Source organism: Butyrivibrio sp. NATIVEDY162, from assembly GCF_045999815.1.
Taxonomy (GTDB): domain Bacteria; phylum Bacillota; class Clostridia; order Lachnospirales; family Lachnospiraceae; genus Butyrivibrio.
The window spans coordinates 1,229,879-1,243,521 of sequence record NZ_CP172573.1 but is presented as its reverse complement, the minus strand read 5'-3'; the positions used below and the strand labels follow the sequence as shown (position 1 = coordinate 1,243,521).

Below are 13,643 nucleotides of genomic sequence, written 5' to 3'. Positions count from 1 at the left end.
CTTTTTGGTGAAGACAGATCAGTAAAAAAGGAAGGAGGTTATCGGGGAAATAATCTGTCTCACTTGGGAATAAAAAACGCTTATTATTTAGAGGAGGTTTATTGTTATATGAGAAAGAAATTGGTTTCCATACTGATGGCATCCGTAATGACAATCTCTCTTATGGCTTGTGGCGGCGGTGGAACTGCAACTGCACCAAGTGATGGAAGTCAGGATGCGGCTGGTGCAACTGCAACAGAAACTGATACGGCAGATGCTTCAAAAAGCAGCGAATCTACAGGGGAAGCTGCTCCTTCTGAAGCACCGAGCGGTGAGATGACAGAAGTCGGAACACCCAGAAATGAGACACTTATTGTAGAGACACAGACTCCTACAGATGTTCCCGGACAGTTCAATACCTATATGCAGGGTACAACAACAGGTTTTGGAATACATCAGCTCATGAGTGCCATGATGTGGGAAATGGACACTTCAAAGGGTGAGCAGTTTGGAGAAGTTGCAGATGGAATGCCTGAATCAAATGCTGATTTTACAGAGCACACAGTTAAGATAAGACAGGGCATTAAGTGGTCCGATGGTGAAGATCTTACTGCAAAGGACGTTGCATTTACTTTTAATATGATCATGAATACACCCGGAATCGGTGCAAGTGATTATTATAACCAGATTTTCGAATCAGTTGAAGCTACAGATGATTACACAGTTTTGATCAAGACAAAGGAGTCCTTCCCGAGACTTGCTCTCAAGATGGGTGTAACAATCTGGGGTAATGATCTTAGAATCGTACCTGAGCACGTTTATTCCAAGGTTGAAGATCCTTCAACCTTCAAGGATGAAAATCCTGTAGTAGCAGGCCCTTACACAGTTAAGAGTTTCGATCCTCTTGGAAAATGGGTTCTCTATGAGAGAAGAGAGGACTGGGAGCACACAACTGTAGGCGTTGTTACAGGAAAACAGTGCCCGGCAAAATATGTATGGTTCCGATTCCTTGGTGATGACACCACAAGACAGATGGCTATGATACAAAACGAAGTAGATATCCTCTGCGAAGTTACACCTGAGATTCTTGAGACCATGATGGCATCTAACGACAAGATTTCAGCCTGGTATAACGAGTTTCCTTATGCGACAAGTGATGACCCCTGCTCAAAGGGACTTGCTTTCTCACAGGGAAAAGGTGCACCTTTTGACAATCCTGATTTCCGCTGGGGTATCGCACTTGCTATGAATTTTGATGAGATTTCCATGAATATCTTTGATGGTGTAGGAAGATCATCACCCTTCGGAATTCTCTGTAACACATCAGCCTTCCAGGAACTCTATGGTAAGCCGCTTGAAGGATGGCTCAAGGACTTTGAGCTTGACCTCGGTGATGGAACAACAATAAAGCCTTGGGATTCAGAATATAAGAATCGTATGGCTGAAAAACTTGGCATAACCGGTGATGACGCATATCTTGAGGATATGTTTGGTATGGGATGCCTTAAGTATGATCCGGAAGCTGCTGAGAAGCTTCTCATAAAGGCCGGCCTTGAGAAGAGAGATGACGGCTGGTACTTCAATGGAGAACCTTTCACAATCAACCTTACTTACCTTGCAGATACAGAAGCACAGGCAGGACGTGGCGTACAGGCTGCTTATGATCAGCTTACCAAATTCGGTTTAAAGTGCAACATTTCTTCCGAGTCCTCTGCTACATGGGACGCTAACAACGGAACAGGTAACTTTGAGATAGCAGGCTACTGGCCTACAGGCTTTATCACAAAGGATATCTATTCTCAGATCAACGGCTGGGATGCAGATCTCATCGTTCCTCTTGGAGAGATTGGTTCCGGACAGCCTTCCAGATGGAATAACAAGGAAGCTACTGAGATTATTCATAAGCTTGCAAAGGTATCACCTGATTCACAGGAAGCTTATGATCTTGCAACTGAGTTCATTAAGATTCAGTTCACAGAGATGCCTTTCCTTGCATTCCATTCAGGCGTTAAGTTCGTTCCTACCAACAGCACCTATTGGAGCAATTATCCCAATGCGGAGAATGCTTATAACGGACCTTGGTGGTGGTGGAGCTGCTTTAAGTACATCATGACTGAGTTTAAGGCAAACTAATAATAGTTTTTGTAAAGGAAGGAGGTGCTTGATGCGCCTCCTTCCAAATCTAAAAGGAAAAGAAATCTGAAAAGGTTGGTGGTTTAGTGAAATTCAGGACTTATTTTTTAAAACGTCTAATGACGTGGGCGCTGACCATTTGGATTGGCGTTACATTTATATTCTTTATTCCCAGGATGTTCCCTTCTGATCCTGTGGAATCCATGATCGGTCAGATATCGGCAAGGTCAGGGTCTATGGATCCTGCACAGATGGATGCATTAAGAAGATCTCTTCGAGTGCAGTTTGGTCTTGAGGGATCCTTGATGGAGCAGTATACAACCTTTTTGTGGAAAGGACTTCTGCATTTCGATTTCGGACCATCTCTTATGAGTTATCCCGAGCCTGCAGGCAAGATAATATCAACATATTTACCATATACAGTAGGGCTGTCGATGTTTTCAACGCTCCTTGCGTGGTGCATTGGAAACATGATCGGACTTTTGGCAGGTTTCAGGAAAAACAAGAGATCGTCAAAAATACTGGAGGGTATAGCGATTTGTTTATATCCCATTCCATATTTCATAGTAGCTCTTGTACTCCAGATAGTGTTTGCGTTTGTGCTGGGATGGTTCCCTCTTACTACAACCATTAACAGCTTCCAGGGATTTGGAGTATTTTTTGCATCACTTATCAAATCTTCAATTCTTCCTGCAATTTCACTTCTTCTTGTGGGAACAGGCTGGTGGATCATCTCAATGAAGTCACTTGCGGCAACTACATCTGAGGAGGACTATGTGCTGTATGCCAGATACAGAGGCCTTTCAGAGGGCGTTATAGGAACAAAGTATGTTTTGAAAAACTCCATTCTGACACAGGTAACGGCACTTGCTATGAGTCTTGGCGGTGTGTTTGGCGGATCAATTATGACTGAGATTATTTATGGCTACCCGGGAGTAGGGACACTGATCCAGAAAGCAATTCTGCAGTCGGACTACAACATGATCCTGGGATGTATAACGATATCAATTGTAGCTATATCAACAGCAACTCTGATCGTCGATTTGGTTTATCCTTTCATCGATCCCCGTATCAGATATTCATAAGGGAGGTGTGAAGGATGAAAAAGTTTTGGAAAAACGCGAATTTCGCACTGAAGTCCGGAATGATAATAACATCCATTTTCCTGATAATAGGATTTGTGATTTATTTTATTCCGCATACAGACCCTTTTATTTTTAATACCTACGACCCCAAGCTTGGCTCTGTAAAAGGCCATATTCTGGGAACTACAGCCATGGGACAGGACGTGATGTGGCTGCTTATTGAATCAATTCATAATTCACTTGTCATAGGAATAATTGTGGCAACTATTGGAACGGTGGTGGGAGTATTTGTAGGACTGCTCTCCGGATTTGCCGGAGGATTTCTTGACAGAGTTCTTATGGTGGTGACGGATACCTTCGTTGTAATACCTTCACTTCCCATACTGATACTCATGACTTCACTGATGAAGGGCACATCAACTGTAATCCTCATAGCTCTTGTGCTGGCAATGTTTGCATGGGCATGGCCCAGCAGACAGATAAGGTCAATGGCTCTCACATTAAAAGAGCGCGACTTTATCCAGACTGCGAAGTTCTCAGGAGAGAGCACAGTACAGATAGTTGTAACGGAGATACTTCCCTTTGCACTTACCTGGTCACTGTCCAATTTCATGAATGCCACACTTAATGCCATAGCATCGGAATCATCTCTTGCAGTGCTTGGACTGTCGCCTGCCAATCTTGTTTCACTTGGAAACATGATCCAGTGGGCAAGAGAGAGAAATGCGATTTTTAACAAGCAATGGCTGTGGATAGGCTCTCCCATAGTAGCAACTATTGTGATGTTTATCGGACTGTTCCTTCTCATCACAGGCTACAACGATTATCTGGCAATGAAGAGAGGCAGGTGAAATATATGATAAAGGTTGATAATCTGTCTACTTCGTATAAGACAATCGATGGAGACATTCATGTTTTAAATGATCTGAATTTTACAATAAATGATAATGAGATTTTTGGAATAGCAGGAGAATCAGGCTGCGGAAAGACGACACTTTTAAAGACACTCTATGACATCATTGAGTGGCCCCTTAACATTGACAAGGGACAGATAGTTTTATCGGGTGAAAAGAACGGAAAGGAATTTTCATATAAATCCGGAGAAATCCGTAAGACCTGGTGGAACAATATAGCTTATGTGCCGCAGGCAGCTCAGTCTGTTCTTGATCCCATTACAAGACTTAAAAAGCAGTTCCTTGACTCTATTCCCGCAGAGGACAGAAAACGAGAAACCAAGGAGGAAACTCTTAAGAGAGTAGCTGATTACCTTGAGGAGCTTAGTCTGTCCAAGGATATTCTTGAGGCATATCCTTTTCAGTTATCAGGCGGTATGAGACAGCGTGTTATCATCGCACTTGCTACCTTTATGTCACCTAACGTGGTGCTTGCGGATGAACCTACGACGGCCCTTGATGTGGTTGTTCAGAGGGGAATCCTCATGATGCTCACAAGGCTTCAGAAGGAGCTGAAAAACACCATGGTAATTGTAAGTCACGACATGGGTGTTCATTACCAGATAACGGACAGGATGGGAATAATGTATTCTGGCAGCATGATTGAGCTGGGGCCTACAGAGGGTATTTTTGAAGATCCAATTCACCCTTACACCACCATGCTTGTCAATGCTCTGCCAAGAGTCGGAGATAAGAGTGCAAAGGTCGGAATACCGGGGCGTCCTCCGGCACTTAAGAATCCTCCTCCGGGCTGCAGATTTGCGCCACGCTGTCCATATGCAACTGTTAAATGCAGGGCCAGCGTACCGGAGTTTAGAGAAATCAAACCCGGCAGATTTGCAGCCTGCCATCTGCTAAAAGAGGGAGGAGGTATGACAAGTGTCTGATAAATATTTACTTGAAGTCAGGGGAGTCAGCAAAAACTTCCGCATTGGAGGAATGCTCCGCGGCAAAAAGATGACAGCGGTGGATAATGTATCTATTTCGATTGATGCAGATAAACCGGTGATCCTGTCAATAGTAGGAGAGTCAGGATGCGGCAAGTCCACCCTCTGCAAAATGATCTTAAAGCTCTATACACCGGATGGTGGTGACATCATACTGGGAGGGAAAAGCTACAGCGATAAAGGCGGCTACGATGAAAAGCAGTTTAAACTTGATGTTCAGCCGATTTTCCAGAACCCTTATGAGTCATTTTCACCAAGAAAAGCGGTTGATACTTATCTGTACAATACCGCGTTAAAGCTGGGCATCGCCAGAAATATGAAGGAGGCCGAAGAGAAGGCTGACGAAGCACTTAAGAGTGTGGGAATGTCACTTGCTGTTGTTAAGGGAAAATATACGGCGCAGTTTTCCGGAGGAGAGCTTCAGAGAGTTTCAATTGCAAGGGCTCTTATAACAAGGCCCAAGCTCATAATCGCTGATGAGCCTGTGGCAGCCATTGATGCTTCCATGAAAATGAACATCGTAAATCTGTTTAAAGAGCTTAAGGATAAATATAACATCTCATTTATCTATATAACCCATGATCTTTCGACAGCGTATTACGTGTCTGATTACATAGCTACTCTTTACAGGGGAGGACTCATTGAATACGGACCTGCCAAGGAGCTCATGGACTATCCGGCACATCCCTACACGGAGCTTTTGATGGAGGCTGTGCCAAGGGTTGGAGATAAATGGAATCAGGAATATGTTATGCCTGATATGGAAACCAAAGAATATGCACTGACATGTTGCAAGTTTGCACCCAGATGCCCCTATGCGACAGAAAACTGTAGACAGGGAAAACCGGGAGAGATTAAACTTGAAGGAGGACGAAGCGTATACTGCTTCCATCCTCTGAAGGCAGCAATGGACAGGCAGAATGAAATATTAAAAGCAAAATGAGAGGATTTAAATTATGGCAGCAACATGGTTAAAAGACGCAGTATTTTATGAGATTTATCCCCAGTCCTTCTATGATACCAACGGGGATGGAATAGGAGATTTTAACGGTATCATAGAAAAGCTTGATTACATAAAGTCACTTGGATGTAATGCTTTATGGATCAATCCCTGCTTTGATTCACCTTTTAAGGATGCAGGCTATGATGTAAGAGACTACAAGAAGGTAGCTCCCAGATACGGCTGTAATAACGATCTGTACAGACTTTTTGGTGAAGCTCATAAAAAGGGTATTAAGGTGTTACTTGATCTTGTACCCGGTCATACATCAGAGGAGCATCCCTGGTTTCTTGAGAGTCAGAAGGAAACCAAAAACGAGTATTCCAACCGCTACATCTGGACTGATTTCTGCTTCCAGCCTGCCAAGGATTTAAACTATGTTGGCGGTGAGAGCGAAAGAAGCGGAACTTATGTCCTTAACTTCTTTAAATGTCAGCCTGCGCTCAACTACGGATTCTTAAATCCTACAGAGCCCTGGCAGCTTCCAATCGATCACCCGGACTGCCTTGCGACAAGAGAGGCACTTAAGGACATTATGAGATTCTGGCTGTCTCATGGCTGCGATGGATTCCGCGTAGATATGGCAGGTTCACTTGTAAAATATGATGATGAAAAGAAAACAGGAACAAGTGCCGTATGGAAGGATGTCAGAAAAATGCTTGATGAGGAATTCCCGGATGCTGCAATGGTAGCAGAGTGGAGCAATCCTCCCATAGCTTTGAGAGCCGGATATGATATGGATTTTTATCTGAATCACCCCGGAAACGGATATTCTACTTTGATGCGTGATTATTTCGTTAATGACAAGACAAAGGAAGATAATTCCTATTTCAAAAAGGATGGCAACGGTGATATTAACCGCTTCCTTGATGAGTATGTAAAGTGGTATGAGGACACTAAGGACCTTGGATATATTTCCATGCTTACGTGCAATCATGACACAAATCGTCCAAGATATACACTTGAGCCTGATGAGCTCAAGATTGCTTATTCATTCCTTTTCACAATGCCCGGAGTTCCATTCCTGTACTACGGCGATGAGATCGGTATGAGATACCTTGAGCTTACAACCAAGGAGGGCGGTTACTACCGCACAGGCTCTCGCACACCCATGCAGTGGAAGAGAGGTAAGAACCTTGGGTTCTCAGAGGGCTGTGAGGACAGTTTATATCTGCCTGTGGACAGTGCTGCCGATGCACCGACTGTTGAAGCTCAGGAGGCAGATCCGGATTCACTTCTTAATACTGTGAAGAAGCTTCTTGCTCTTAGACACAGTGAAGAGGACCTTCAGGCTGATGGAGATTTTGAGGTATTGTTTGCAGAAAAAGGAAAGCCTTTTGTATATAGGAGGGGAAAGCTTACCATAGCTGTAAATCCTTCCGTGAATGAGGCAGTAGCAGATGTTTCAGTAAAAGGTGAGATTATTTATTCCATAGGAGATGCAACTCTTGGAGATAAGATCACTCTTAAGCCTCAGTCATTTGTAGTTGTCCGCTAACATTTTTCAGTGTTACTTTTCCTTATTGCCCCGGTGCGCTTTTTGCACCGGGGTAAGCCTGTTACAGGTTTTTGTGGTGGTAATTATATGAGACTAAATATTAAATATGCTACATTACAATTTGGTTATTGGATCGATTATCTTCTTGTGTCATCCTTTGCGACAGTCCTTTTGATATCAAGGGGGTTTTCAGCTTCTGACGTGGGATATGTAACTACGCTGGGCGCGGTACTTGCCATGCTGCTTCAGACGTATACATCGGCACTTGCGGATAAATCAAAGAAAATAACTGTAAAGCATATTATAGGTGCGCTTATATTGGGAGCTATAGCGTCAGGTGTGCTTATGTGGATGTTCCCTGATGTGCACGCGGCAACTTTTGCTGGTATGGCAGTAGCTTTTGGCCTTACTACCACTTTGTCTCCACTGCTGACCGCTCTGTGCCTTAAATATAACAAGATGGGATACAAGGTTAATTTTGGTATTGCAAGGAGCCTTGGATCTATGGGGTATGCCTCGGCAGGATATGCGGCAGGGCAGATCACAGGCGCATTTGGCGTAGAGATAATTATACCGATTTTTATTTTTATCTATGTCGTATCTTTTGTGATTTTGATTTCGATGGAGAAAATCAAATTATCAGAAAGTCCAAAATATGGGACAGCTGATGAACAAAATAATGAGCAAAAAAAGATTTCCCCAAGTGATATAGAAAAAGGCCGCAGGATTACAGATGAGACTCCAAGCGGACTTATTCAGTTCTTTTTAAAATATCCAAGGTATGATGTTTTTCTTATAAGTGTCATGATGATTTATTTTATGCAGATGGTTCTTGGAACATACATGATATATTTTGTAAGAGGGTATGGCGGCACAGAAGCAGAGATGGGGCTTGTATTGTCAGTTACTGCCTTCTCCGAGATGCCTGCCGTAGCACTTGGCATGTTTTTCTTAAGGAAAACTTCTGCGGGGACTCTACTCAGAATATCGGGAGTGGCATCAGCTATTAAATTCATTTCCATGATCTTCATAACTCATATTCAGGTGTTTATTGGTCTTCAGGTTATTCATTTTTTCTTCTCCGGATTGTATATGGTTTCATCTGTTTATTATGCAGATTCGATAGTAGACCGCGCGGATGCTGTAAAGGCCCAGGGGCTTTTGGCAGTTGGACTTTCAGGTTTTGCAGGGATTATTGCCAATATCAGTGCGGGGTATCTTCTTGAAGTTACGACCACAAAAAATATATCCATTATCGGAGGGGCTGTAGCAACTTTGGGAATGATACTGATGTTTCTGGCAACGGGAGATATGATTCCCAAAAAACGCATTATAGCATCAAAAGAAAGCACCGGCAGATGAAATGGAAACTTATTTGTTATTAAAGGTATAGTGTGTTAAAATAATGGAGTTTTGGGACACTATATTAAGAAAAGGGGAAGAAAAATGAAAACTATAATTCAAAAGATCTCAAAAGTCACAATTCTTTTTGCGGCAGCACTTACCGTTATTGCACTTGGTAAGGCTGATGTAAAGGCAGCAGAACAGATCCAGTTAAATCAGACTTACACTAAGACACTTAAGGGAAATGGCAGATTTGATTTTACCTTTACTACTCCTGCTAAGGGATATTTCAGAATTGAGACAGCTCTTATTAAGGTTGTGAATGAAAATGGTAAAGAGATATCCGGAAACTATACAGATTCCAAGCTGGTAATTGATTATAAGCAGTATTGGAAAACAACTACATTCCTGGGAAAAGGTGCATATGCATCACCTGAGTTTGCACTTGAACCCGGCAAGACTGCAACATATTCAATTTCAGATCAATATGATAGATATACATACACTTATGAATTTAAGGTAGTAAACGAAGTACCTGCTAACTTTGAGACAGAGAGCAATAACCTTGCTAAAAACGCTGACAAGCTTGCAAAGGTAAAAAAGGTATACAGCGGTGTTCTTAATTCTGTAACTTCCGATGTTGACTGGTATGTTTTCAAAGCTCCTAAGACAGGAAAATACAAGTTTGAGGTTGTTGATACAAATACTGACAACTGGGGCTATTTTTATGCAGAAGGATTTAAATCCAAGACAAAGCAGGACGTAAAAACTATGGTTCAAAGCTCAAAAGGATGGACTAAGGTAACAACTGTCAAGCTTAAGAAGGGTAAGAAATATTATATTAAGCTTAGTGATTCTACAGGCTCAGTAAGACCTTATCAGGTAAGAGTAAAAAAAGTCAAATAAAAAAGTTTTTTAAAATATTAAATTTGTGCCTTGACAGAATATTTTTGTAAGCGTACAATCACAAACTATAAAAGACAAGGGCGTCTTAGAGATAACACTCTAAGGCGCCTTTTTCTATATCATAGGATTATTATCTTATGAATGATTTTCAGAACGAAAAACAAGGGAAAATCGTTCGGAAATCCACCTATGAAAACTACGAATTATACTCCGGAGACAAATTCGTAAAAATCAATGAAATTATTTAGCGGTGCAATGGGGCATCGGGTATTATTACCCGCCCTGTTGCGCCGCTTTCTTGCGTATAAGCGCATCAGGAGGAGCAGGTTATGAGTAGTGATATTTTAAGTGCAATTGATTCGAGTGTTTTCGGAGTCTGGTTTTTGATAGGAGCAGCTCTTGTATTCTGGATGCAGGCGGGATTTGCAATGTGTGAGGCCGGATTTACCAGAGCCAAAAATACAGGAAACATTATAATGAAAAATCTGATGGATTTCTGTATCGGTACAGTAGTTTTTATTCTTATCGGTTTTGGCCTTCTTCTTGGAGAGGATGTGATGGGAATCATCGGCAGACCGGGATTTGATATTTTCACAAGCTATGCAAATTTTGACTGGTCCAATTTCGTATTCAACTTAGTGTTCTGTGCAACCACAGCAACAATTGTTTCAGGATCCATGGCTGAGAGAACAAAATTTATTTCCTATTGTGTGTACTCGGCAGTTATCTCAGCAGTCATCTATCCTATCGAAGCTCACTGGACATGGGGCGGCGGATTCCTTTCACAGATAGGCTTCCACGATTTTGCAGGTTCAACATGTATCCACATGGTTGGCGGTATCTCAGCTCTTATAGGTGCTGCGCTCTTAGGACCACGTATTGGTAAGTTCGAGAAGGATGCTAATGGGGATGTGGTTAAAGTAAACGCTTTTCCCGGACACAATCTTACCGCAGCAGCTCTTGGTGTTTTCATTCTCTGGCTTGGATGGTATGGATTCAACGGAGCAGCATGTACTACAGTTGAGCAGCTTGGAAGCGTATTTGTAACAACAACAATTGCACCTGCACTTGCAACCGTAACTTGTATGGTTTTCACGTGGCTTAAATATGGCAAGCCTGATGTTTCAATGTGTCTTAACGCATCACTTGCAGGACTTGTAGCAATCACTGCTCCCTGTGATGTAACAGATGCTTTCGGAGCAATAGTGATTGGAATCGTAGCAGGAATTCTTGTTTGCTTTGGTGTATGGTTCCTTGATTACAAGCTTCACGTAGATGATCCCGTTGGTGCTGTTGCAGTTCACTGCTTAAACGGTATATGGGGAACAATTGCAGTTGGTCTTTTTGCAACAAATGCAGCACCCGGTTACAGCATCGCAGATGCAGCAGGAAATGAGATGACAGGTCTTTTCTACGGCGGCGGCTTTAAGCTTCTTGGTATTCAGTTAATAGGTTTTGCAGCAGTTGCAGCATGGACAGCAGTAACTATCACAATCACTTTCGCAGTAATTAAGGCTACACTTGGTCTTCGCGTAACAGAGGAAGAAGAGATCACAGGACTGGATGCTACAGAGCACGGCCTTGCATCTGCTTACTCAGGATTTGCACTCATGGATATCTCCAATACACTTAACATGGATGTCAATGAAAATACAGACCTTGGTGTAAGTGATTACGATACAGCAAGCGAGTTCCAGAAAAATGCTTCCGTACCTGTTGTTACAGCGCCTGTTAAGACAGATGCAGCAATTCATAAGGTAGTAATTGTAACTAAGCTTTCAAGATATGACAAGCTCCGTAAAGCTATGAATGAGCTTGGCGTAACAGGCATGACAGTAACTCAGGTTATGGGCTGTGGTGTTCAGAAGGGTTCAGGTCAGAAGTACCGCGGAGTTGAGATGGATGTAACACTCCTTCCCAAGATCAAGCTTGAAGTTGTTGTCAGCAAGATACCTGTTGAGGATGTCATTGAGGCAGCTAAGAGAACACTTTATACAGGAAAAATCGGCGACGGTAAGATTTTCGTTTACAGCATTGACAATGTAGTTAAGATTCGCACAGGCGAAGAGGGAGTTTTAGCATTGGCGGACGCTGAATAAAAGAGTGATGCAGCATGAAGAAACAAATAGAAGTCATGCGTTTACACTAAATATATAAATAGTACCCCGGGAGGAACAAACAATATGTGCGCAATTCTCACATATACAAGAGAAGAAATAAGTAAGGAGTTTTTTGAAGAAATGCTTCAAAGAACAGCTTCAAGAGGTCCTGACAAATCAAGGACACTGAAGGTAAAGGGTGGATGGCTTGGATTTAACAGACTTGCAATCATGGGACTTAACTGCAAAGGTATGCAGCCCTTTACTTTAAATGGCAATGCTGTTATCTGCAACGGGGAGCTATATGGTTTTAATTCTTTGAAAAATTACCTTAAATCTCTTGGCTACACCTTCGAGAGTGACAGCGATTGTGAGATCATACTTCCTTTATATGAGAAGCTTGGAACAAAACTCTTTTCACTTCTTGATGCTGAGTTTGCAATGGTTATCTATGATGACGAAAAGAGAAAATTCATAGCTGCACGAGATCCTATCGGAATACGACCTCTGTACTACGGATATGATGATGACGGCTACATATTGTTTGCTTCTGAACCTAAAAATCTCACAGGTGTGTGCAAGAAAATAATGCCTTTTCCTCCGGGACACTACTACGAGGATGGCAGGTTCATATGCTACAGAGACATGACCTGTGTAAAAGAGGTTCGAACAGATAACCTTGAAACAATTACAAAAAATATTCACGACAAGCTTCTTAATGGAATAAAGAAGAGATTGGATGCAGATGCTCCTGTTGGATTCCTTCTTTCAGGAGGTCTGGATTCATCCCTTGTCTGTGGAGTTGCGGCAAGACTGTCTGATAAGCCGATAGAGACCTTTGCAATAGGAATGGACATAGATGCGATAGACCTTAAGTATGCAAGAGAGGTCGCTGAGTACATTCACAGTAATCACCATGAAGTGATCATCAGTAAACAGGATGTCCTGGATGCACTTGAACCTGTAGTAAAAGCTCTTGGAACCTACGACATAACAACCATAAGAGCATCAATAGGAATGTATCTTCTGTGTAAATGGATCCATGAAAACACAGATATAAAGGTGGTACTTACAGGCGAGATTTCAGATGAGCTTTTTGGATATAAGTACACAGACTTTGCTCCCACAGCGCAGGCTTTTCAGGAAGAAGCCAAAAAGAGAGTAAGAGAGCTGCACATGTATGACGTCCTTCGCGCAGACAGATGCATCAGCGTAAACTCTCTTGAAGCAAGAGTACCTTTTGGAGATCTTGATTTTGTGGACTACGTAATGAGTATAGATCCGGAGAAAAAGCTCAACACCTACGGAATGGGTAAATACCTGTTAAGAAAAGCTTTTGAACCTGATAAGTTCATACCTCATTCAATTCTCATGAGAGAGAAAGCGGCATTTTCGGATGCGGTTGGACATTCACTAAGGGATGACCTGATAGAATATGCAGAATCCAAATACACGGATGATGAATATGTGCAGCTTAAAAACAAGTACACTCATGCAACACCTTTTACAAAAGAATCACTACTTTACAGAGAATTATTTGAAAAATACTATCCGGAACAATCGGATATGGTAATAGATTTCTGGATGCCCAACAAAACCTGGAAGGGCTGCGACGTAAATGACCCGTCAGCGAGAGTCCTCTCCAATTACGGTGCCAGTGGTAAATAACCTATATTATTCCTTGAATCACAGACGAATT

Annotated in this window: 10 protein-coding genes; all 10 read left to right on the top strand. The window is 42.3% G+C overall.

All coding sequences use genetic code 11. The features are described from left to right. Positions 1-108 precede the first annotated feature (108 nt). The 10 genes from ACHCNF_RS05095 to asnB all read left to right on the top strand — a co-directional run bounded on the left by ACHCNF_RS05095 (position 109) and on the right by asnB (position 13,612). On the top strand, positions 109-2,112 hold the full coding sequence (locus ACHCNF_RS05095; RefSeq protein WP_408071706.1) for an ABC transporter substrate-binding protein: 2,004 nt from the start codon (positions 109-111) through the stop codon (positions 2,110-2,112). An 86-nt stretch (positions 2,113-2,198) separates the two neighbouring features. Beyond that, positions 2,199-3,197 (top strand): ABC transporter permease, encoded by a 999-nt coding sequence (locus ACHCNF_RS05090; RefSeq protein WP_408071705.1) that lies wholly within the window; start codon positions 2,199-2,201, stop codon positions 3,195-3,197. A gap of 14 nt (positions 3,198-3,211) precedes the next feature. Then, positions 3,212-4,048 carry an ABC transporter permease gene (locus tag ACHCNF_RS05085; protein WP_408071704.1) on the top strand — a complete coding sequence of 279 codons (837 nt, stop codon included), beginning with the start codon at positions 3,212-3,214 and terminating at the stop codon, positions 4,046-4,048. Between the two features lie 5 nt (positions 4,049-4,053). Next, positions 4,054-5,037 carry an ABC transporter ATP-binding protein gene (locus ACHCNF_RS05080; protein WP_408071703.1) on the top strand — a complete coding sequence of 328 codons (984 nt, stop codon included), beginning with the start codon at positions 4,054-4,056 and terminating at the stop codon, positions 5,035-5,037. Next, positions 5,030-6,040 carry an ABC transporter ATP-binding protein gene (locus ACHCNF_RS05075; protein WP_408071702.1) on the top strand — a complete coding sequence of 337 codons (1,011 nt, stop codon included), beginning with the start codon at positions 5,030-5,032 and terminating at the stop codon, positions 6,038-6,040. The genes ACHCNF_RS05080 and ACHCNF_RS05075 overlap by 8 nt, the downstream gene beginning before the upstream one ends. Before the next feature lie 13 nt (positions 6,041-6,053). Continuing rightward, entirely contained in the window at positions 6,054-7,595 is a 1,542-nt protein-coding gene (locus ACHCNF_RS05070; protein WP_408071701.1) for an alpha-amylase family glycosyl hydrolase, read from the top strand. Positions 7,596-7,682: 87 nt separating this feature from the next. After that, complete coding sequence (locus ACHCNF_RS05065; protein WP_408071700.1) at positions 7,683-8,957, top strand: MFS transporter; 1,275 nt, start codon at positions 7,683-7,685, stop codon at positions 8,955-8,957. Between the two features lie 84 nt (positions 8,958-9,041). Next, positions 9,042-9,845 (top strand): hypothetical protein, encoded by an 804-nt coding sequence (locus ACHCNF_RS05060; protein ID WP_408071699.1) that lies wholly within the window; start codon positions 9,042-9,044, stop codon positions 9,843-9,845. Between the two features lie 329 nt (positions 9,846-10,174). Continuing rightward, a complete protein-coding gene (locus tag ACHCNF_RS05055; protein ID WP_408071698.1) occupies positions 10,175-11,944 on the top strand; it encodes an ammonium transporter in 1,770 nt (589 codons plus the stop codon). Between the two features lie 84 nt (positions 11,945-12,028). Beyond that, complete coding sequence (gene asnB / locus ACHCNF_RS05050; protein WP_408071697.1) at positions 12,029-13,612, top strand: asparagine synthase B; 1,584 nt, start codon at positions 12,029-12,031, stop codon at positions 13,610-13,612. Positions 13,613-13,643: the final 31 nt, after the last annotated feature.